Below are 18,878 nucleotides of genomic sequence, written 5' to 3' on the forward strand. Positions count from 1 at the left end.
GTCAGGCTCCGTCTGCCGGCAGCGAGACCGTGAAGGTGCTGCCCCGGCCGGGCTCGCTGGCCAGGTCGAGGGTGCCGCCCAGCAGGGCCACCAGCCGCCGGGCGTACGGCAGGCCGAGGCCGGTGCCGCCCAACCGGGTCGGGCCGGGTGCCTGGTAGAACTCCTCGAACACCCGCTCGTGCAGCTCTGCGGGGATCCCCGGTCCGGTGTCCGATACGGAGAGTCGCCAGCCGCCGTCGTGCCGCTCGGCGCGCATCCGCACTTCGCCCTCGGCGGTGAACTTCAACCCGTTGTGCAGCAGGTTGCGCAGCACCTGAGCGAGCAGCACCTCGTCGGTCCGCACGGTGGCCGGTGTCGGCGGTTCCTCCACCACCAGCGCCACGTCACCGGCGGTGGGCAGCGCCCGTAGGGTGCCCCGCAACTGCCCGAAGAGGGCCTTGAGGTCCACGTCCGCGATGGCCGGCTCGATCCGGCCGGACTCCGCCTTGGCCAGGTCGAGCAGTTCGTTGACCAGGGACAGCAGATCCGAGGCAGAGTCACGGATCAGGCCGACCTGGCGCTCCTGCTCACTGGTGAGCGGGTCGGAGGCGGAATCGTCCAGCAACCGACCCAGCCCGATGATGGCGGTGACCGGGGCCCGCAGCTCGTGGCTGACGTTCGCCAGGAACCGCGTCTTGGACTCGCTCGCGGCCCGCAACTGCGCCGACTTCTCGTCCAACTCCGCATAGAGCGCCACCACGCCCCGGTTGGTCGCCTCCAACTCGTCGGTGAGCTGGTGGTACAGCGCCATCACGCCACGGTTGGTCTGTTCCAGTTCCTCGTTGAGCCGGGCCAGCTCGTCGCGCTGGGTGCGTACCTCGTCGAGAGCGGCGATGAGCTGGGTGTTCTGGGTGGCGAGTTCCTCCTCCGCAGTGCCCGGCGCGCTCTGAGCGAGTTGGGCGCGCAACTGGGCGAGACGCTCGGAGGTGAGCGCCTGCGCGGTGGCCGGGATTCGTCGCGACATCCTCACGACCGTAACTTGCTTCTCGGCAACCACGCTGAGTGTGTCCACCAGACGCGCCACCGCACCGGACTCGGGCTGGTAACGCCCGTCCGGCAGCGGCGCCACCGGGACGAGGTCGATACGCAGGTGGTGGCGGCCGTCCACGGTGTCGGCGACGGCGAAGAACACGTCCGCTCCACCGACGGCCCGCAGCAGGTCCCGGGCCACCTCGCTGATCGCGGTGGCGATCCGGACCTGGTCCTGGTGCTCCAGGCCGATTGCGCCGGCCACCTCACGGCCCCGTTGCCGGACCACGAAGATGTCCTGTTCGACCCGGAGCGCCATCTGCATCAGCGAGGCGACGCTCATGACCAGGACCTCGCCACCAGCACCCCGGCGTCGTCGCGCCGGGTGCCGGCGTCACGCAGCAGGGTGGCGGCCGTCACCAGCGGCGACCGCCCGACGAGACCGGGGTAGTCCAGTATCCGCCAGCGGTCCACCACTCCGTCGGAGTGCATCACCAGCAGGCTGTCCGGGCCGAACGGGTAGTCGTACTGCCGGATCGTGGGTCGCTGGTGCCCGGCGATGCCGGGCAGCGAGACCAGGCCGCGCCGCCGGCCGTCCGCGTCGATGAGCACGCCGGAGATGTTGCCCAGCCCGGCGTACCGCAGCACCGCGCCCGCCGGGTCCGGCTCGGCCACCGCGAGCGCGGCGCCACGGGTGTGCGACAGCGTCCGGTGCAGGTGCCCGACCACCTCGGCCGGGGCGGCGGCCGGGGCGCTGCGGAACGCGGCGAGCGCGGCGTCGGTGGCCGCAGCCGCCAGCGGACCGTGCCCGAGACCGTCGCTGACCAACACCTGCCGGCGATCGCCGATGATCCGCCAGGCGTAACCGTCCCCGCTGACCGTCTCGCCGGTCAGCGGCCGGGTCAGCCCGCCGATCCAGGAAGGGTCGGTGTCCGCGCCGTCGAACACGCGTACCGCGATGACGGTGCCCCGCCCCGGCCAGGAGTACGCGTCGAACCAGCTCGCCTGCCGCACGATCGCGCCCAGGCCGATGCCGAGGGTGCCGGTGGTGGAGTGTCCGTCCCGCGCGGAGTGCGCCAGGTCGGCCATGCCGGGCCCGGAGTCCAGGGCGATCATCTCGACACCGGCGTCCAGCTCACGACGCACCGGCCGGAGCAGCAGTACGCCGTCGTCGGCGTGTTTGATCAGGTTGCTGGTCAGCTCGGCGGCGACGATGGCCAGGTCGGCGATGCGGCCCTCGGGCAGCGCCAGTTGCTCCCCCAGGCGCTCGGCCGCCCGCCGCACGGCGCTGCCGGCGCTGCCGTTCTCCACGCGGTACCAGGTGCCCCGGTCGGAGACCGGCGCGGCGGTCACCGGGACCACTTGGTGATCGTGATCCGAGTGCCCTGTCCCGGCGCGGTCTGGATGTCGAACTCGTCCACCAGCCGCCGGGCACCGCTGAGGCCGAGACCGAGGCCGCCACCGGTGGTGTAGCCGTCGGTCAGTGCGAGATCCAGGTCGACGATGCCCGGGCCGTCGTCCGCGAAGACGATCGTGATGCCGGACCGGCGGCCGTTGTCGGCGGCGGAGACCTCGACCGTGCCGCCACCGCCGTACACCAGTGTGTTCCGGGCCAGCTCGCTGGCCGCGGTGACCACCTTGGTCTGGTCGACCAGCGACAGCTTGACCGCCACCGCCACGGTACGCACCAGTTGCCGGACGCGTACCACGTCCTCGTCACTGCCGACCGTCTGCGCCTGGGGACGCCCCAGGTCGACGCCGCTGGTCATGACGACGCCGTCGGCTCGGGATCCGGCCCGTCGTGGAAGTCGTCGTCGTCGAAGTCGTCGGCGCGGTCGGCCGCGATGAGTTCCATCCCGCGCTCGACGTTCAGGGCGGTCCGGATGCCGTTGAGCGACAGGCCCAGCTCGACCAGGGTGATGGCTACCGCCGGACGCATCCCGACCACCACCGTCTCGGCGTCGAGCACCCGGGAGATGGAGGCGATGGTGGAGAGCATCCGGCCGACGAAGGAGTCGACGATGTCCAGGGCGGTGATGTCGATGATCACGCCGTGACAGCCGGTGGCGACGATCCGCTCGGCCAGGTCCTCCTGGAGGGCCACGGCCGTCTGATCGGACATGTCGAGCTGAATGGAGACCAGCAGGATGTCGCCGATCTTGAGAATCGGCACCCGCTCCATCACGCCTCCCGGCGAGGCTGGCGTCGGTTCGCCTCGACGCCGGTGAGCCGCAGCACGTGCCGCAGCGCGTCGGCGAGACTCGCCTTGGTGGCGATGTCGCCGAACTCGATGCCGAGCGCGACGATGGTCTGGGCGATCTGCGGCCGGATGCCGGAGATGATGCAGTCGGCACCCATCAGGCGGGCCGCCACCACGGTCTTCAGGATGTGCTGGGCGACCTGGGTGTCCACCGCCGGTACGCCGGTGATGTCGATGATCGCGTACGGCGAGCCGGTGTCGACCAGGGTTTGCAGCAGCCGCTCCATCACCACCTGGGCGCGGGCCGAGTCGAGCGTGCCGACCAGCGGCACCGCCACCACACCCTCCCAGAGCTTGACCACCGGGGTGGACAGCTCCAGCAGCTGCTCCGCCTGGTCGGCGATCAGGCTCTCGCGGGTGCGGACGAAGGTCTCGAAGGTGAACAGGCCCATCTGGTCGACCAGCGCCGAGAAGGCGACGTAGTCGCGCAGGGTGCCGGTGCCCTGATCGGTCTCCATGACCGCGAGCAGGGCCTCCTTGAGGGCGAACACGCCGCTGGCGGTCTCGGTGGCGCTGAAGCCCTGTCGGGCCTGCCCACGGGAGACCTCGGCGAGCACGGCCCGCAGCTCGGTGGCCTCCTCGGCGGCGAGGTCGCCCACGCCCTTGCCGAGCGCGTCCACCAGTGCCCGGTGTAGTTCCTGTACCTGCCGGACCAGTTCGGCCTGACTGAGTCGGCCCCGCAACTGTGCGGCGAGGACCTCGGTCCACCGCTGGACGATCTGTCCGGCCTGACTGGTGAGCAGGTCGGCCAAGCGGCCACTCTCGTCAGCGCTCAACGCCATCGCACTACCCCCTAGGACCTGGACCGGCCGGACTCTATCACCGCAGACCCTCAAACTACTTGTCGCGAAGCAAGGGAATGACGGTGGACACCTCATCGTGCTCCCGTTCTGCGTACCGGGCCCCGTGTGGGATACCGTTCCTCCGATAAACAGGAGGTCTGGCATATGTCCCTGACGGTGCACACGGAGCAACGCGGTGACGTGGTCGTGGTGGCGGTCGCAGGCGAACTGGACATGGCCACCGCACCGCAACTGCAGGACCAGATCACCGACCTGCTCGACAAGGGGCGCAGCCGCCTCGTGTTCGACCTGTCGGAGGTCTCGTTCTGCGATTCCACCGGTCTGTCGGTGTTCGTCCGCGCAAAGAACAGCTCCGACGAGGCCGGCGGAGTGGTCCGGCTGGCCGCGCCGCAACGAGGCGTGCTGCGCATCCTTGAGGTGAGTGGCCTCGTGGAGGTCCTGCACACCTATCCGACGGTCGACCAGGCGGTCGCGGGGGAACCCACCCCCACCTCCTCCTGACCTCACCGCGTTACCCACCGGCAACGGCCGGGCCTCGCTCGTCCTCGATGTATCGAGGGCGAGCGATGACGATTCCTGCCCCGGTCTGCACCGCGAGTGCGACCAGCAGGAAGCCCAGTGGCGCCGTCCAGCCGCCGGTGGACTCGTGCAGGATCCCGACCAGCAGCGGCCCGAGCGCCGCGATGAGGTATCCGACGCTCTGCGTGAAGGCCGACAACGCGACCGTGCCGTCGGCCGTCCGGGCACGCAGCCCGATGGTGGCCAGGATGAGCGGGAACGCGCCCTGCCCCAGCGCCAGCAGCACCACCCACAGCACCGCCCCGCCACGCGGCGCGAACGCCAGCCCCAGATAGGCCACGCTGGAGGCGGCGGTCAACGCCAGCACCAGCAGCCGCAGGTCGCCCAGGCGGCCGGCCAGCGTCGGCATCAGCAACGCGATCGGCACCCCGAGCGCGGTCACCCCGGCCAGCAGCAGGCCGGCGTCCTGCGGCCGGAAACCGGCGTCCCGGAACAGCACGGCCAACCAGCCCATGATCGCGTACGCGCTCAGCGACTGCGCACCGAAGTACAGCGCCATCGCCCAGCCGAGCCGGGTCCGCCCGGGGCTGATCCGGGCGCGGGCCCGGCCGCCGTGCCGACCCACCCGCCGCGCGGCCCCACCGGTCCGCAACGCCGCCGGCAACCACGGGAGTACGGCCACCGCCGCGAGCGCCGCCCAGACACCGAGCCCGGCGCGCCACGAGCCGAAGGCGTGCGCCACCGGCACCGCAGCCGCGGCCGCCGCCGTCGCCCCCGCCGTCAACGTCATCATGTACACCCCGGTGATCAGGCCGGTCCGGTGCGGGAAGTACTGCTTGACCAGCATCGGCAGCAGGATGTTCGCCACCGCGATACCGGCCAGCGCGAGCGCGCTGGTGACCAGGAACACCACGGCGGAGTCGGTGAGCACCCGCAGCACCTGCCCGACGGTGAGCGCGATCATCGCCAGCACCAGCAGTCGCGGTGCGGAGAGTCGCCGGACCAGCCACGGCGTGGTCGCGCCCAGCCCGGCGAACGCCACGGCGGGCAGGGTGGTGACGACGCCCGCCATCGCGCCGGAGAGCGCCAATCCGACGCGTACCTCGTCGAGCAGTGCGCCGAGGCTGGTCATCGCAGCCCGCAGGTTCAGCGCCACCAGCAACATCCCGACCAGCAGCAGCCATCCGGTGCGCGCCCGCCCCGACCCGTTCCCGGTCGGGTCGTCCCCGCTCGCAGCGGGTGCGGCGCCGGCGGTGGGGGCAGTGGTGGCGGGGGTGCCGGCGGTTGGCGGAGTCATGACCTCGAACCTACAATCATGGGATGAATTTCGGCGAGTGGCTGTAACCAGTGCCACCAGCGATTGATTCCGCCGTCCCGCCTCGGGGCCGACGGACGAACGAGACCATCGCCCGACTGCGCCGACGGATCATGGCCGGCGAATGGCCGGTGGGCAGCCGCATCCCGACCGAGCCGCGACTCGTAGAGGATCTCGGCGTGGGGCGCAACACGGTCCGCGAGGCGGTCCGGGCACTGGCCCACGCCGGGGTGCTGGAGTGCCGGCAGGGCTCCGGGACCTACGTGCTCTCCACCGACGAACTGGCACCCGTGGTGGCCCGCCGCCTCACCGACGACCGGATGACCGAGGTGATCGAGGTACGCCGTGCCTTCGAGGTGGAGGCCGCCCGGCTCGCCGCGCGCCGACGTACCACCGAGGACCTGGCCGCCCTCGACGCCGCGCTGGCGGCCCGCGAGGCGGCCTGGCGCGGCGGCGAGGTCGCCGAGTTCGTGGAGGCCGACGTCGCGCTGCACACCGCCGTCGTCGCGGCGGCGCACAACGGCATGCTCGCCGAGCTGTACGCCTCGGTCGCCACCGCCCTGCGCAGCACCGTCACGCAGGCCATGGGCGACGCCCTGACACCGGACCGGCACGTCGACCACGCCCGCCTGGTGGCCGCCATCCGAGCCGGTGACCCGGAGCTGGCGGCCCGGGAGGCCGGCGCTTTCCTGGAGTCCGCACCCAAGGCATAGGTTGTCCTCGACGAAAACCCGGACACCTCAGGAGTACGGATGCTCAAGGGCTTCAAGGACTTCATCATGCGCGGCAACGTCGTCGACCTCGCGGTCGGCGTCGTCATCGGTGCCGCGTTCACCGGCGTGGTCACGCAGCTCACCAAGTCGTTCCTGGAACCACTGATCCGCGTCTTCGTGGTGCTGATCACGGGCAACAAGAACGGCCTTGAGGGCACCGCACCGACGATCCAGGGCATCCCGTTCGACTGGGTCGCCTTCGTCAACGCGCTGATCACGTTCCTGCTCACCGCGGCGGCGCTGTACTTCCTGGTCGTCTTTCCGATGAACAAGCTGGCCGAGCGCCGCAAGCGGGGCGAGGAGCCGCCGCCCTCGGCACCGAGCGAGGAGGTCAAGCTGCTCACCGAGATCCGGGACGCCCTGGTCGCCTCCGGCCGGACCACCCCGGCTCAGCAGCGCGGCGCCCTGGACGACGTGCTCGGCCGCCGGGAGGAACCGCCCACCGGGCGCTGAACCCGGCACCCGCACATCGGCCCCTGTGGGAATCCCGCAGGGGCCGCTCCGTGTCGAACACATGTTCGATAGAGTCCCGCCATGGAGCAGCGAAAGCACTGGTGGAACGGGAAATGGGGGCGGCTGGCCCGGCGGGATGTCTTCCTCCGAGCGGACGCCGACCGCTGGTACGTGGAACAGCGTGCCGGCGGAGCCGAGGGCGCATCCCGGTTCTACGAGTACGACACCGTCGACGACGCCGAGGAAACGGTACGCGCGCTGCTCCAGGGCCCCGACACCTGGCGCGAACTCTCCCCCCGCCCCCCATCCCCCTGGACCACCCCCACCGACCACCACTCCCCACCCCGCTGACCCGCCGCCCCGCTGTCCCCCGGCCCGCGTTGCCGCCCCCGGCCCGCGTTGCTGCCTCCAGCCCGCGTTGATCAAGAAGTTTTCGCGCTGCCACCGCCGCGAACGCGACCCGAACTTCTTGATCAACGGAGCAGAGGCGGAGCAGAGACGGAGCAGAGGAGTGGGTGGAGTGGGGTGGGTGGGGTGGGGGTGGGTGGTTTAGGGGGAGTGGGGGGCGGGAACCGCGCGGGGTATGGAGCAGCAGGGCATCGATCAACAGGCCACCGTCTCGCGGGTCACCACCGGCATGCGGGTGGTGGACGCCGCCGGCCTCGACGTCGGCACGGTGGACCTCGTCCAGCGCGGTGACCCGAACGCCGTGACCGTGCAGGCGCCGACCGCCGACCCCGGCAGCAGCCTGGACGAACTGATCGAGTCCGCTGCCACCGAGGAACCCGACGTACCTGCGGACCTGGCCGCCCGCCTGCTGCGTACCGGCTATCTGAAGGTCTCCACCGAACTGGTCCCCACCGGTGCCGTCTACGTGCTGGCCGACCAGATCAACACCGTCGTCGACGGAGAGGTCCGGCTCGACGTCCTCGCCGCCGACCTCCCCCCGGAGGACTGACCCCCGCCTACGCCCCGGCGCCGCTCACGACTTCCGACTCTGGCCGGGAACAGCGGCCGGCGTGGATTCCGCAGCCGGGCCGGACTCTGCCGCCGGCGCGAACTCCCCAGCCGGAGTAGACCCAGGCACGGACTCCCCAGCCGCAACCGACCCGGGCACGGGCTCCCCGGCCGGATCAGACCCGGGCGCGAACTCCCCGGCCGGAACGGACCCGGGCATCACGGTCGAAGCAGACACGGCGGGCTCCCCGGCGCAAGCTAATGCGACGGGCTCGGCGGCCGGGGTCGACGGCGTCGGCGTGGGGCGGCGGGAGCGGAAGAGGAGCAGCATCATGCAACCGGCCACCAGGCCCCAGAACGCTCCGCCGATGCCGACCAGCGACACCCCGGAGGCGGTGACCACAAGGGTCACCACGGCCGCCTCCCGGGCCGTGGGGTCGGCCAGCGCGGCGGTCAGGGCAGTGGCCAGCGCGCCGAGCAGGGCCAGTCCGGCGACCGCCTCGATCAGTACGGGGGGCGCCCAACCGACGAGCGTGGTGACCGCCCCGGCACCCAGGCCGAGCAGCGCCAGCCCGATGCCGGCGGTCACCGAGGCGATCCAGCGGCGGTCCGGGTCGGGGTGTGCGTCCGGTCCGGCGGCCAGTGCGGCCGTGATCGCCGCAAGGTTGACCGCGTGGCCACCGGCGGGTGCCACGACCATGCTGGCCAGCCCGGTGGTCCGAAGCGCCGAGCCGAGCGGGGGCCGGTAGCCGTAGCCGACCAGGACGGCGGTGCCGGGCACGTTCTGCGCGGCCATGGTCACCAGGAACAGCGGGAGCGCCACACCGATCAGCGCCGACAGGCTCCACGCCGGTGCGGTCAACTCGAACACCGGGCGCAGTCCGCCGGTGCCGCCGCCGGAGGTGGTCAGCGCGATCGCACCGGCCGCGACCACCAACGCCCCGGGGACCGCCCAGCGACGGGCGAAGCGGTGCAGCACCAACCAGGAGATCAGCACCGGAGCGGCGAGGTGCGGCACGTCGACGAGGGCGCGTACCGGTGCGGTGCAGAGCGGCAGCAACACCCCGGCGAGCATGGCCCCGGCGATGGGTTTGGGGATCGCGGCGACGGCGCGGCCGAGCACCGGGAACAGGCCGGCGGCGACGATGAGCAGGCCCGAGACGAGGAACGCGCTGACGGCGACCGGCCAACCGCCGGGGATCGGGCCGGTTGCGATGAGCAGCGCCGCACCGGGTGTGGACCAGGCGATGCTCAGCGGCATCCGGTGTCGCAGGCCGAGCCAGGCGGCGCAGAGCCCGGAGGCGACGCAGAGGACGAGCAGCCCGGAGGCGGCCTGCGCCTCGCTCGCGCCGGCCGCCCGCAGCCCGGCCAGCACCACCGTGAACGAGCTGGCGAACCCGACCAGCGCGGTCACCACTCCCGCGAGGATCGGCTGTGTCCGTCCCGCCATGACCCCACCCCTTCCCAACCGTTCCGTTTACGGAACAGCGGCGTGTAGCACCATAGCGGGGTGTCGCAGCCACCACCAGATTCGGACACCGTCGCGATCGGTCACCGGGTCCGCGCCCTCCGCGAGGCACGCGGGATCTCGCTCTCCGCGCTGTCCCGGCTGGCCGGGGTGGGCAAGGCGACGCTCTCCGGACTGGAGAACGGCGTCCGCAACCCCACCCTGGAGACGCTGTACGCGATCACCGCGCAGCTCGGCGTACCGCTGACCGCAGTGCTCTCCGGGCCGTCGGCCGGGCCGACCGTACGCGGCGCGGCGGTCAGCGCGACGCTGCTGGAGGTCTTCGACGACTCGGACGCCACGTACGAGCTGTACCGGATGCGGGTGACGCCCGGCCCCGGCCAGCTCTCCCCCGCGCACCAACCCGGGGTGACCGAGCACATCACCGTCTTCGCCGGGGTGCTACGCGCCGGCCCGGTCGACGCGCCGCTGACCGCCGCCGCCGGTGGTCACCTGCGCTGGACGTCCGACGTACCGCACCTGTACGCCGCCGTAGGCGACGAGGAGGTAGCCGCCAGCCTGCTCCTGCGCTACCCCCGGGTGTAAGGAGGGGACCCCTACTAACGCCTCGTGTATAGGAAGGGTCCCCTCCTTACATCTCGGCGGGAGTGGGTTCGGCGAGCCGTTGGCGTACCGCCCAGAGCGCCACCTCGGTACGCGAGGCGGAGCCGGTCTTGCGCAGCAGGTTGGACACGTGCACGGTGACCGTCCGCACCGAGATGCCCAGCGCGCGGGCCACCTGCTTGTTGGACATCCCGGCGACCAGGCAGTCGAGCACCTCCACCTCCCGCCCGGTCAACTCGACCGACAGGCCCGACGTCGCCGGACCACCGCCGACCGGCGACGCCTCGGACATCGGCGCGGCCGTCGACGCGCCGAACCCACGCTCGGCCGGCGGGACACCTCGACCGCGAGACCGGGGCCGTATGTCGAACGCGGGCGGGACGTCGGCCGGGGAGAGCAACGCCTCGGGCGGCTGTCCGGAGTACGCGGCTAGCAGCTCGGTGAGCGCGTACGGGTTGCCGCCGGTGCTCCGCCAGACGCCGCGTACCAGTCGACCGGGCAGCGGGTGGCCGGGGTATACCTGGGTCAGCACCTCGGCCACCTCGACCGGGCGCAGCGGCCCGAGGTGCTGGCGTACCGCCCCGGGTACGCCGCAGAGGCGCGCCAGGGTGCGCCCGGCGAGTTCCGGGGTGACCGCGTGCGCGGCGGGTCGGGTCGCCACCACCAACAGGGCGGGAAGGCCGGTGGCGGTGGCCAGTTCGCCGATCAGGTTGAGGCTGGCCGGGTCGAGCGCGTGCAGATCCTCGACCACGAGGACGGCCGGGCCGGTGCCGACCAGCACCCGGACGGCCCGTACGGCGAGACGCAGCAGCGTGTCGGGGGCGTAGCGCTCACGGGGTGCGGTGGGTTGTTGGGCGAGCCAGGCCAGCGCGTCGGGCGGCACGGTGTCGGCCGGCAGGTCGAGCCGGTCCGGGTCGCGTCCGCTGAGCACGGCGGCCAGCCAGTCGTACGGCGCCGGACTGTGCACCCGGGCGGCGCCGCTGAGCACCACCGCCGGTCGTGGGGTGAGTTCGTCCAGTGCGGCGGCGACCAACAGGCTCTTGCCGACGCCCGCGCCGCCGGTGACGACCACGACGGCCGGTGTTCGACGCCTCCGACCAGCCACGGTGGACCACGTCCGGCCCAGCTCAGCCAGCTCGTCGGCGCGCCCGACCATGGACATCGGCAACATTCCTCAACCCTACGCAGTAGTGCGTAGAGACGCGGGAAGGGTGTTCTTGGCAAGCTTGACCCATGACGCTGATCCTCCGCTCGGCCATCCTCAACGACATCGGCCTGGTCCGCACCAACAACGAGGACTCCGCGCTCGCTGGTGAGCGCCTCGTCGCGGTGGCCGACGGCATGGGTGGGCTACCCGCCGGTGAGGTCGCCAGCGAGATCGTCATCCGGATCCTGGACGAGCTGATCCCGCCCACCGTCCCGGACGCCGCCACCGACGCGCTGCGGGCCGTGGTGAGCACCGCCAACCAACGCATCCACGCGGCGATCGCCGCCGAGCCCGCCCGGGACGGCATGGGCACCACGCTCACGGCCGCCCTGCTCGCGGGCGACACGCTGGTGCTGGCGCAGGTCGGTGACTCGCGCTGCTACCTGCTGCGGGAGGGCAAGCTGCGGCAGTTGACCCGGGACGACACGTTCGTGCAGGCGCTTGTCGACCAGGGGACGTTGACCCCGGAGCAGGCCCGGCACCATCCGCAGCGGTCGTTGGTGACGCGTGCGGTGCAGGGGGCGGACGCGCCACCGACGATGGGTTCGGTGACCGTGGCCGCCGGTGACCGGTTGCTGCTGTGCAGTGACGGTCTCTCCGACTACGTGACCGACGACGCGATCTCCGCCGCGCTGAGCCTGCACACCGACCGCCACCAGTGCGGTGAGCAGTTGGTGAAGCTGGCCCACCAGGCCGGCGCGCCGGACAACGTCACCGTGGTGATCTCCGACATCGTGCCGAGCTGAGCCGCCGTCGCCTCGGGACCGCAGCGGTCCCGGGGCACCTCCGTGGCCAACTAGGTAGTTGTGCCATCTAGGTAGCGCCACTAGGGTTCGGCGGGTGGATCCCGATCGTCGTGGGCAGTGGCTGCGAGGTGTGCTCGACCTCTGCGTGCTGGCCCTGCTGCGCGAGGGCGAGTCCTACGGCTACCAGCTCGCCCAGTCGCTCGACGCCGCGGGCGTCGGGCCGATCCAGGGCGGCACGCTCTATCCGGTGCTGCTGCGATTGCAGCGCACCGGCCTGGTCACCGCGCAGTGGCGGGAGGGCGGGTCGGGACCGGCCCGCAAGTACTACCAGCTCACCGACGACGGGCGGGCGGCGCTACACAATGGCGGTAACGCCTGGCTGACGTTCGTGGCGCCGGTGACCGGCATCGTCTCGAAGGGGGTCGAGAGGTGAACTCCGACGACTGGCTGCGGGCGTTCGCGGCCGAGTTGTACCAGCGCCGGGTGGCGACCGATGCCGCCCGGCACGTGGTCGCCGAGGCCGCCACACACCTGCGCGAGGGCGGCGGCGACCCGTGGCAGGTCTTCGGGCCGCCGCAGGCGTACGCCGCCGCGATCGTGGAGAGCATCGGCACCGCACCCGGCCCGCGTCCCGGGCCGGTGCGCCTGGCCGCCAAGGGCATCACCAAGCGGTACGGGCGGCGTCCGGTGCTGCGGGACGCCTCGCTGACCGTACGGGCCGGACAGATCGCCGCCGTGGTCGGTGCGAACGGCTGCGGCAAGAGCACCTTCCTGCGGATCTGCGCCGGGTTGATCTCGCCGGACAGCGGTGACGTGACCGTCTCCGGCCGGCTCGGCTACTGCCCCCAGCAGGGCGGCACCGCCGACTTCCTGCTCCCCGACGAGCACTTCGTGCTGGTCGGCGCCGGTCAGGGTGTGGCTCGTGGTCCGGCCCGGCGGGCCGGTCGGGCGGCGGCCCGGAACCTCGGCTGGGACGCCGAGGGCGCCGTGCTCGCCCGCCACCTGTCCGGCGGTACGCGCCAGAAGCTGAACCTGACCATGTCCACCCTCGCCCAACCGGACGTGCTGCTGCTCGACGAGCCGTACCAGGGCTTCGACCAGGGCAGTTACGTCAACCTCTGGGACCAGTTGACCCGGCTGCGCGACGAGGGGAAGGCCATCGTGGTGGTGACCCACCTGCTCAACCAACTCGACCGGGTCGACATCGTGCTCGACCTGACCTCCGCCGAGCAGGGAGGTCGGGCGTGAAGCGGCTGGTCACCGTCGCCGAGATGACGTTGCGGGAACTGGCGCGTCGTCGGGGCGTACTCCTGCTCCTGTTGTTGATGCCGTTGGTCTTCTGGATGATCCGGCGGGACTCGCACGTCGGGCAGTCGATCCGGGCGCTGTTCCTCGGCATCAGTTGGGCGGTCAGCACCGCCGCGCTCTTCGCCACCAGCGCGGCCCGCGAGCTGGAACCCCGGCTCCGGCTCGCCGGTTACCGGCCGCATCATCTGTACCTCGGCCGGATGCTCGGCCTGTGGGCGCTCGGGCTGACCGTCGCGGTGCCGTTCTTCCTGCTCACCGTGCTCGACACGACCAACCTGCGGTACGCCGGGATCGCCGTGGCGATGCTCTGCTGCGTGATGGTGGCCGCGCCGTTCGGCATGCTGATCGGCGCTCTGCTGCCCCGCGAGTTGGAGGGCACCCTGCTGCTGCTCACCGTGGTGGCGATGCAGATGCTGCTCGACCCGGCCAGTCAGGGCGCGAAACTCACCCCGTTCTGGTCCAGCCGGGAGATCGCCACCTGGGCGGTGGACCACGCCGACGACGGCTACCTCGCCCGGGGCGTCCTGCACGGACTGGCAGTCACCCTGTTGCTGACCGTGACCGTGGCGGGCGTGTTCAGTGTCCGACTGCGTCGCCGCCGGCACCTGCACCACGTACCGGCCGCCTGAAAATCGTCCCGGGGTCCGCGACCGGTCGCGGACCCCGGCACAGGCTCTAGCATCACCTGGTGCGTCTCAGATCCCTTGTTCCCGTGGTCGCGCTCGGTGTCGCCGTCGGTCTGACCGGCTGCGGCGGCCCGTCCGTACCCCGCGTCGACCCGCGAAGCGTCCAACAGCCGGCGTCCGGCGGCGACCCCGCCGAGCCGACCTCCGAGGTACCGCCCGGACAGCACCAGAGCGCCGAGACGAGCCCGTCCGGCCAGGCCGCGCTCAGCACCCCCGCCGCCGCGGCCGACCCGACCACGGCGGCCGGCAGTCCGGGCGTACGCGACAGCGCGCCCCCGGCCGACGCGGCACCCGTGCCCGCCGTGGCCCAGGCGGTCGACACCTCGAACCCGACCCGCACCGTCGGCGACGGCACCCCAGCCAGTTGCACCTCGGCAGCGGTGGTGCGGGCGGTCGCGGCCGGCGGCATCATCACCTTCGACTGCGGCCCCGACCCGCTGACCATCACGATGGCGGCGACCGCGAAGGTCCGCAACGCCAACGGCCCGAAGGTGGTGCTGGACGGCGGCGGCAAGATCACGCTCAGCGGGCAGGGCAAGCGCCGCATCCTCTACATGAACACCTGCGACGTCCTCCAGGGCTGGACCACCGCACGCTGCCAGAACCAGGACCACCCGCAGCTCACCGTGCAGAACCTGACCTTCGCCGACGGCGACTCCACCGGCCAGCGCGTCGATGGTGGCGGCGGTGGCGCGATCTTCGTACGCGGTGGCCGCCTCAAGGTGGTCGACTCGCACTTCGTCGGCAACCGCTGCGACCGCACCGGCCCCGACGTGGGCGGCGCCGCCATCCGCGTCCTCGACCAGCACGACGGCCAACCCGTGTACGTGGTCAACAGCACCTTCACCGGCGGCTCCTGCGCCAACGGCGGCGCACTGAGCAGCATCGGCGTCTCCTGGGTCATCCTGAACAGCGTGCTGCGGGACAACGCCGCCGTCGGCACCGGCGCCAATCCGGCCCGCTCCGGCACCCCCGGCGGCGGCAGCGGCGGCGCGATCTACACCGACGGCAACGAGTTCTCGGTACGCGTCGCCGGCACCGTGATCGAGGGGAACGACGCCAAGGAGGGCGGCGGGGCGATCTTCTTCGTCAGCAACAACCGCACCGGCACCCTGCGCATCGAGAACTCGACCCTGCGCCGCAACCCCAGCCACGGCTTCCAGACCCAACCCGGCATCTTCTACCAGGGCGCCGGCTCCGCCCCCACCATCACCACCTCCACCGTCCGCTGAGTCAGTAGGGGTTGCCCTGGCCGGCGGGGCGGGCCTTGAGGAGGGCGGCGGGGCGGCCGGGCAGGTCGGGGGTGGCGGAGAGCGGCGGGCTGGCCGTGTGGGCGCGCTCGGCCATACCGGCCACCAACTCCTTGAGCGCGGTGACCGCGTCCACCCGTGGCCGCCAGCCCAGCTCGGTCGCGGCCCGCTCGCTGGACATCAGCGGCGCGCTCAACGCCAGCTCGACCCACCCCGCATCGACCGGTTGCAACCGGGCCCGCCAGGTCAGCGCGGCAGCCGTCCGCAGCACCGGGGCGGCCACCGGCACCGTCCAGCCGTGGAAGTGCCGGGCCACCAGCTCCGGCGTCAACACCGGGTCCGCGGCGACGTTGAAGGCGCCGCGAGCGTCACCCAGAATCGCCCGCGCGTACGCGTCGGCCACGTCGTCGGCGTGTACCGCCTGCATCCGCAGCCGACGGTTGGCCGGCACCAACGGCAGCCGCCCGAAGCGGAGCAGCCGCACCGGCACCAGCGGCCCGAGGAAGTAGCGGCTGATCTCCGTACCCGCCTCCCGCTGGAAGATCAGCCCCGGCCGCAGGCGAACCACCCGCAACCCCGGGTGGGTCCGCTCGATCCCGTCGAGCATCTCCTCCACCGCCGCCTTGTCCCGGCTGTACGACGACGCGGCCACCCCGGTCGCCGGCCACCGCTCGCTGATCGGCAGGTCCTTCGGCCCCGGCGCGTACGCCCCCACCGACGACGCGTACACCAGCGCCGGTACGCCCGCCCGCAGCACCGCGTCCACCACTGCCCGGCTGCCGCCCACGTTGGTACGCCGCAACACCTGACGGTCGTGGCTGGGCTGGATCTGCCAGGCCAGGTGCACCACCGCGTCCGCTCCGGCGAACACCTCGGTCAACTCGTCGGCGGCACCGGCCCGCCCGATGTCGCACGAGTGCCACCGCACCCCCTCGTACGGCTCACCGGCCCCCGCGTGCGGCAGCCGCCGCGCCACTCCGACGATCTCCACGCCGCGCTCGCGCCACAACCGGCGCAGCAGTGCCGTACCCATGTTGCCGCTCGCGCCCACCACCACGATCCGCATGTCCGGTCCGTACCCGGTCAGTCGCTTTCCACGCGTCCCACCTGGTACCCGGACCGGCGGCGCTCCCGTGCGCCCGGCGGCGCTACCGCGCCAGCAGCGCTCCGATCAGGCAGGCGAAGGCCCCGACCGAGCTACCCGTCCGGACCAGGTTCCAGCGCACCCACGGCACCTCGAACCGACGCCGGACCGCCGCCAGGTCGGTGATCCCGTCGACCGACCCGGCGGCGTCCAACTGATCATTGAGCGGCACGTTGCACCGCGCCGTTACACCAAACGTCACCAGGTGCAGGACCAGCGCGGCGACCAACCACCACAGCACCGCCCCGCCGTCACCGAAATGCCCGACGACCGCCACCGCCACCAGCACCGGCCCACCCAGGAACACCGAGATGAACCAGCCGTTGACGATCTTCCGGTTGATAGACTGCATCGTGCCGACCAGCGTCCGATCGTCGGTCGCCGCCAACCCCGGCATCACCGAGCAGGCGTACGCGAAGAACAGTCCCGCCACCAGCCCCGTGGCCGCCACACCCCCGGCCAGCACCACGACCCGTACGCCTTCCGGCACGCTCGCCTCCCCCTGTCGAACCGACGTCCGAGCCGATCCTTCCAGCCGCGCTCCACCCGACCACCCGGCAGCCATCGACGGCTGCTCGACAGCCGCGAGCCCGATCCCCACGGTGTCCGGTAACCTGAGCGCGCGGGCCGCTAGCTCAATGGCAGAGCTGTGGACTTTTAATCCATAGGTTCAGGGTTCGAGTCCCTGGCGGCCCACCTCAGACGGACACCCAAACGGAGGGGCCAGTGCGGCGAAGCCGCAGGCCACGGCCGATATCTCGTGTGCTCGTATCGCGGCTCGACGCCGCAACCCCGGACAGCTCGCTGCCTCCGAGGGCGGGGCGAAGAACGTGGCCAGAATTCTGACCAGTCGCTAGAATGGTCGCCATGGAGACCATTCCGATCACGGAAGCCAAGGCCCGGATCGCCGAGCTTGCCGACCGGGTAGCTCGGGAACACGACCACTTCACGATCACCCGCAACGGACGTGCCGACGTGATGCTGATCTCGGTCGCCGAGTACGAGTCGATGCGAGAGACGCTCGACCTGCTCTCCGACGACGAGGCCCTCGCGGATCTACGCCAGTCGCGGGAGGATTTCGCGGCCAGCGACACGTTCTCGATGGACGAGGTTCGCGCCGAGTTGGAACGGCGTCGCGGTAGGGCAGCCTGATGCCCCCGCAAAGCGGGCGACGGGACGACACGCACGAGGCGACCAGCCCGTACACGGTGATGTTCTCCCGGCAGGCCCGCCGCAACCTGCACGAGGACCTGCCACTGGAGGTCGCGGTCGCGGCGACGGAGACCATCCAGCACGCGATAGCGGTCAACCCCTATCGGGCGGGCAAACCACTCGACGAGCCCTTTGACGGCTTTCACTCCGCCCGCCGCGGCACGTACCGAATCATCTACCGGATCAACGAATCCAAACGCGTCGTGGAGATCCACTCGATCCGCCACCGACGCGACGCCTACCGCTTCTAGGGCCACGTCTGGAATCGCGCTTCATTGGGCTGGCCTGCCCGTGCGCAGCGGTAGTGGGCCACCGGCGATGGTCACCGACTGGCTCGCATGGTGGTACCTCCGGCCCACTTCGATCTTGCTGCGAACCACCGAGCCCTGATGAGGGGCGACGGCTCGCATGCTGTTCACCCTCGTTCGCGGACAGGGGCTCGTTCGCGGGCAGGATAGGCGGAACGCCGCGCCCACCGATCCGTGTCGGCGGACGCTGGGGTGAGCGGCTTCTACTTGTCGAGGTAGTGGCCGTGGCAGGCGGCGATTTCCAGGTCGCCGCCACGGACGCGGTAGATGAGCCGGTGTTCGTCGTTGATACGGCGGGACGACCATCCAGAGAGCGGGCCTTTGAGCAGTTCGGGCTTGCCGAGACCGGTTCCGTATGGATCACGTTGAACGTCGAGGATCAGTTTGCTGATGCGGCGGGCCATCTTCACGTCCCGGCGCAACCAGCCGTCGTAGTCCTCCCACGCGTTGGGAGTGAACACGATGCGCAGGCTCACACGGCTTCCTTGCCGGGTTTCGGAGATGAAGACTTCGAGTCGAGTGAATGCTCCTCGAGTAGGCCGGCATCGGCCTGGGCGATGCTCTCCAGTAGTCGGCGGGCGTTCGAGGCGGAACCAAGAACATGCAGCGTCTCGTTCATGGCGTTCCACTCGTCGAGCGACACGATGACGACAGCCTTGCCGCCGCCGCGTGGGATGACGCACTCCTCGGCATCGTCGATCACCGCATCGACCACCGCGGCGAGGTTCTTGCGAACGTCGCTGATTGTCAGCACCTTCATCTTGGCCCCCACGAGCAGAACGTACGGTCGAACGTACGCTCAATGGTACGTCAAGGTTGCAGGCGTCGCCGAGGGTGCCACTACCTGGCCGAGCGAAC

Annotated in this window: 25 protein-coding genes and 1 tRNA gene; 14 read left to right on the plus strand and 12 right to left on the minus strand. The window is 71.5% G+C overall.

Annotation, left to right across the window (positions count from 1 at the left end; translation table 11 throughout):
* Nucleotide 1: 1 nt before the first annotated feature.
* From ACIBO1_RS04180 to ACIBO1_RS04200, 5 genes are read right to left on the minus strand one after another with little or no spacing between them, the layout of a single operon-like run.
* Nucleotides 2-1,351 carry an ATP-binding protein gene (locus tag ACIBO1_RS04180; RefSeq protein WP_396741248.1) on the minus strand — a complete coding sequence of 450 codons (1,350 nt, stop codon included), beginning with the start codon at nt 1,349-1,351 and terminating at the stop codon, nt 2-4.
* Nucleotides 1,348-2,370: an ATP-binding SpoIIE family protein phosphatase gene (locus ACIBO1_RS04185; protein ID WP_396741250.1), complete on the minus strand. Its 1,023-nt coding sequence runs from the start codon at nt 2,368-2,370 to the stop codon at nt 1,348-1,350. Before ACIBO1_RS04185 ends, ACIBO1_RS04180 begins: the two co-directional genes overlap by 4 nt.
* Complete coding sequence (locus tag ACIBO1_RS04190; RefSeq protein ID WP_396741252.1) at nt 2,358-2,777, minus strand: ATP-binding protein; 420 nt, start codon at nt 2,775-2,777, stop codon at nt 2,358-2,360. Before ACIBO1_RS04190 ends, ACIBO1_RS04185 begins: the two co-directional genes overlap by 13 nt.
* Entirely contained in the window at nt 2,774-3,190 is a 417-nt protein-coding gene (locus ACIBO1_RS04195; RefSeq protein ID WP_396741254.1) for an STAS domain-containing protein, read from the minus strand. Before ACIBO1_RS04195 ends, ACIBO1_RS04190 begins: the two co-directional genes overlap by 4 nt.
* Entirely contained in the window at nt 3,190-4,050 is an 861-nt protein-coding gene (locus tag ACIBO1_RS04200) for an STAS domain-containing protein (RefSeq protein WP_396741256.1), read from the minus strand. Before ACIBO1_RS04200 ends, ACIBO1_RS04195 begins: the two co-directional genes overlap by 1 nt.
* A 165-nt stretch (nt 4,051-4,215) precedes the next feature.
* Between ACIBO1_RS04200 and ACIBO1_RS04205 the strand changes: the two genes are divergently transcribed.
* Nucleotides 4,216-4,572, plus strand: coding sequence for an STAS domain-containing protein (locus ACIBO1_RS04205; protein WP_396741258.1), 357 nt, complete (start codon nt 4,216-4,218; stop codon nt 4,570-4,572).
* A 10-nt stretch (nt 4,573-4,582) separates the two neighbouring features.
* On the opposite strand, the gene ACIBO1_RS04210 is transcribed toward ACIBO1_RS04205, so the two are convergent.
* Nucleotides 4,583-5,887: an MFS transporter gene (locus ACIBO1_RS04210; protein ID WP_396741259.1), complete on the minus strand. Its 1,305-nt coding sequence runs from the start codon at nt 5,885-5,887 to the stop codon at nt 4,583-4,585.
* A 50-nt stretch (nt 5,888-5,937) separates the two neighbouring features.
* Here ACIBO1_RS04210 and ACIBO1_RS04215 point away from each other — a divergent pair, with 50 nt between their 5' ends.
* From ACIBO1_RS04215 to ACIBO1_RS04230, 4 genes are all read left to right on the plus strand, one after another.
* Nucleotides 5,938-6,618: a FadR/GntR family transcriptional regulator gene (locus tag ACIBO1_RS04215; RefSeq protein WP_396741261.1), complete on the plus strand. Its 681-nt coding sequence runs from the start codon at nt 5,938-5,940 to the stop codon at nt 6,616-6,618.
* 39 nt (nt 6,619-6,657) lie between these two features.
* Nucleotides 6,658-7,131, plus strand: coding sequence for a large conductance mechanosensitive channel protein MscL (gene mscL, locus ACIBO1_RS04220; protein ID WP_396741263.1), 474 nt, complete (start codon nt 6,658-6,660; stop codon nt 7,129-7,131).
* An 81-nt stretch (nt 7,132-7,212) separates the two neighbouring features.
* Entirely contained in the window at nt 7,213-7,482 is a 270-nt protein-coding gene (locus ACIBO1_RS04225) for a hypothetical protein (RefSeq protein ID WP_396741265.1), read from the plus strand.
* A gap of 232 nt (nt 7,483-7,714) precedes the next feature.
* Nucleotides 7,715-8,089 carry a hypothetical protein gene (locus ACIBO1_RS04230; protein WP_396741267.1) on the plus strand — a complete coding sequence of 125 codons (375 nt, stop codon included), beginning with the start codon at nt 7,715-7,717 and terminating at the stop codon, nt 8,087-8,089.
* Nucleotides 8,090-8,113: 24 nt separating this feature from the next.
* On the opposite strand, the gene ACIBO1_RS04235 is transcribed toward ACIBO1_RS04230, so the two are convergent.
* Entirely contained in the window at nt 8,114-9,538 is a 1,425-nt protein-coding gene (locus tag ACIBO1_RS04235) for a benzoate/H(+) symporter BenE family transporter (RefSeq protein ID WP_396741269.1), read from the minus strand.
* Between the two features lie 60 nt (nt 9,539-9,598).
* Here ACIBO1_RS04235 and ACIBO1_RS04240 point away from each other — a divergent pair, with 60 nt between their 5' ends.
* Nucleotides 9,599-10,141: a helix-turn-helix domain-containing protein gene (locus tag ACIBO1_RS04240; protein ID WP_396741271.1), complete on the plus strand. Its 543-nt coding sequence runs from the start codon at nt 9,599-9,601 to the stop codon at nt 10,139-10,141.
* A 46-nt stretch (nt 10,142-10,187) separates the two neighbouring features.
* On the opposite strand, the gene ACIBO1_RS04245 is transcribed toward ACIBO1_RS04240, so the two are convergent.
* Entirely contained in the window at nt 10,188-11,321 is a 1,134-nt protein-coding gene (locus ACIBO1_RS04245) for an AAA family ATPase (RefSeq protein ID WP_396741273.1), read from the minus strand.
* A 71-nt stretch (nt 11,322-11,392) separates the two neighbouring features.
* On the opposite strand from ACIBO1_RS04245, the gene ACIBO1_RS04250 reads away from it, so the two are divergent.
* The 5 genes from ACIBO1_RS04250 to ACIBO1_RS04270 all read left to right on the plus strand — a co-directional run bounded on the left by ACIBO1_RS04250 (nt 11,393) and on the right by ACIBO1_RS04270 (nt 15,338).
* Nucleotides 11,393-12,112, plus strand: a complete 720-nt coding sequence (locus tag ACIBO1_RS04250; RefSeq protein WP_396741275.1) for a PP2C family protein-serine/threonine phosphatase — start codon at nt 11,393-11,395, stop codon at nt 12,110-12,112.
* Between the two features lie 94 nt (nt 12,113-12,206).
* Entirely contained in the window at nt 12,207-12,545 is a 339-nt protein-coding gene (locus tag ACIBO1_RS04255) for a PadR family transcriptional regulator (RefSeq protein ID WP_117229357.1), read from the plus strand.
* Nucleotides 12,542-13,360 (plus strand): ATP-binding cassette domain-containing protein, encoded by an 819-nt coding sequence (locus tag ACIBO1_RS04260; RefSeq protein WP_396741277.1) that lies wholly within the window; start codon nt 12,542-12,544, stop codon nt 13,358-13,360. The genes ACIBO1_RS04255 and ACIBO1_RS04260 overlap by 4 nt, the downstream gene beginning before the upstream one ends.
* Nucleotides 13,357-14,049 (plus strand): ABC transporter permease, encoded by a 693-nt coding sequence (locus ACIBO1_RS04265; RefSeq protein ID WP_396741279.1) that lies wholly within the window; start codon nt 13,357-13,359, stop codon nt 14,047-14,049. Before ACIBO1_RS04260 ends, ACIBO1_RS04265 begins: the two co-directional genes overlap by 4 nt.
* Nucleotides 14,050-14,108: 59 nt before the next feature.
* Nucleotides 14,109-15,338: a hypothetical protein gene (locus ACIBO1_RS04270; RefSeq protein WP_396741281.1), complete on the plus strand. Its 1,230-nt coding sequence runs from the start codon at nt 14,109-14,111 to the stop codon at nt 15,336-15,338.
* 1 nt (nt 15,339) lies between these two features.
* Here ACIBO1_RS04270 and ACIBO1_RS04275 read toward each other — a convergent pair whose 3' ends face one another.
* Complete coding sequence (locus ACIBO1_RS04275; protein ID WP_396741283.1) at nt 15,340-16,422, minus strand: NAD-dependent epimerase/dehydratase family protein; 1,083 nt, start codon at nt 16,420-16,422, stop codon at nt 15,340-15,342.
* A gap of 82 nt (nt 16,423-16,504) precedes the next feature.
* Nucleotides 16,505-16,990: a DUF1772 domain-containing protein gene (locus tag ACIBO1_RS04280; protein WP_396741285.1), complete on the minus strand. Its 486-nt coding sequence runs from the start codon at nt 16,988-16,990 to the stop codon at nt 16,505-16,507.
* A gap of 134 nt (nt 16,991-17,124) precedes the next feature.
* Between ACIBO1_RS04280 and ACIBO1_RS04285 the strand changes: the two genes are divergently transcribed.
* From ACIBO1_RS04285 to ACIBO1_RS04295, 3 genes are all read left to right on the plus strand, one after another.
* A tRNA-Lys gene (locus tag ACIBO1_RS04285) sits at nt 17,125-17,196 on the plus strand.
* Between the two features lie 171 nt (nt 17,197-17,367).
* Complete coding sequence (locus ACIBO1_RS04290) at nt 17,368-17,652, plus strand: type II toxin-antitoxin system Phd/YefM family antitoxin (RefSeq protein ID WP_396741287.1); 285 nt, start codon at nt 17,368-17,370, stop codon at nt 17,650-17,652.
* Nucleotides 17,652-17,963, plus strand: a complete 312-nt coding sequence (locus tag ACIBO1_RS04295; RefSeq protein WP_396741289.1) for a type II toxin-antitoxin system RelE/ParE family toxin — start codon at nt 17,652-17,654, stop codon at nt 17,961-17,963. The genes ACIBO1_RS04290 and ACIBO1_RS04295 overlap by 1 nt, the downstream gene beginning before the upstream one ends.
* Before the next feature lie 260 nt (nt 17,964-18,223).
* Here ACIBO1_RS04295 and ACIBO1_RS04300 read toward each other — a convergent pair whose 3' ends face one another.
* Nucleotides 18,224-18,496 carry a Txe/YoeB family addiction module toxin gene (locus tag ACIBO1_RS04300; RefSeq protein ID WP_396741291.1) on the minus strand — a complete coding sequence of 91 codons (273 nt, stop codon included), beginning with the start codon at nt 18,494-18,496 and terminating at the stop codon, nt 18,224-18,226.
* On the minus strand, nt 18,493-18,792 hold the full coding sequence (locus ACIBO1_RS04305) for a type II toxin-antitoxin system Phd/YefM family antitoxin (protein ID WP_396741293.1): 300 nt from the start codon (nt 18,790-18,792) through the stop codon (nt 18,493-18,495). The genes ACIBO1_RS04300 and ACIBO1_RS04305 overlap by 4 nt, the downstream gene beginning before the upstream one ends.
* Nucleotides 18,793-18,878: the final 86 nt, after the last annotated feature.

Origin of the sequence: Micromonospora sp. NPDC049903 (genome assembly GCF_044460945.1) — a bacterium.
GTDB lineage: Bacteria > Actinomycetota > Actinomycetes > Mycobacteriales > Micromonosporaceae > Micromonospora.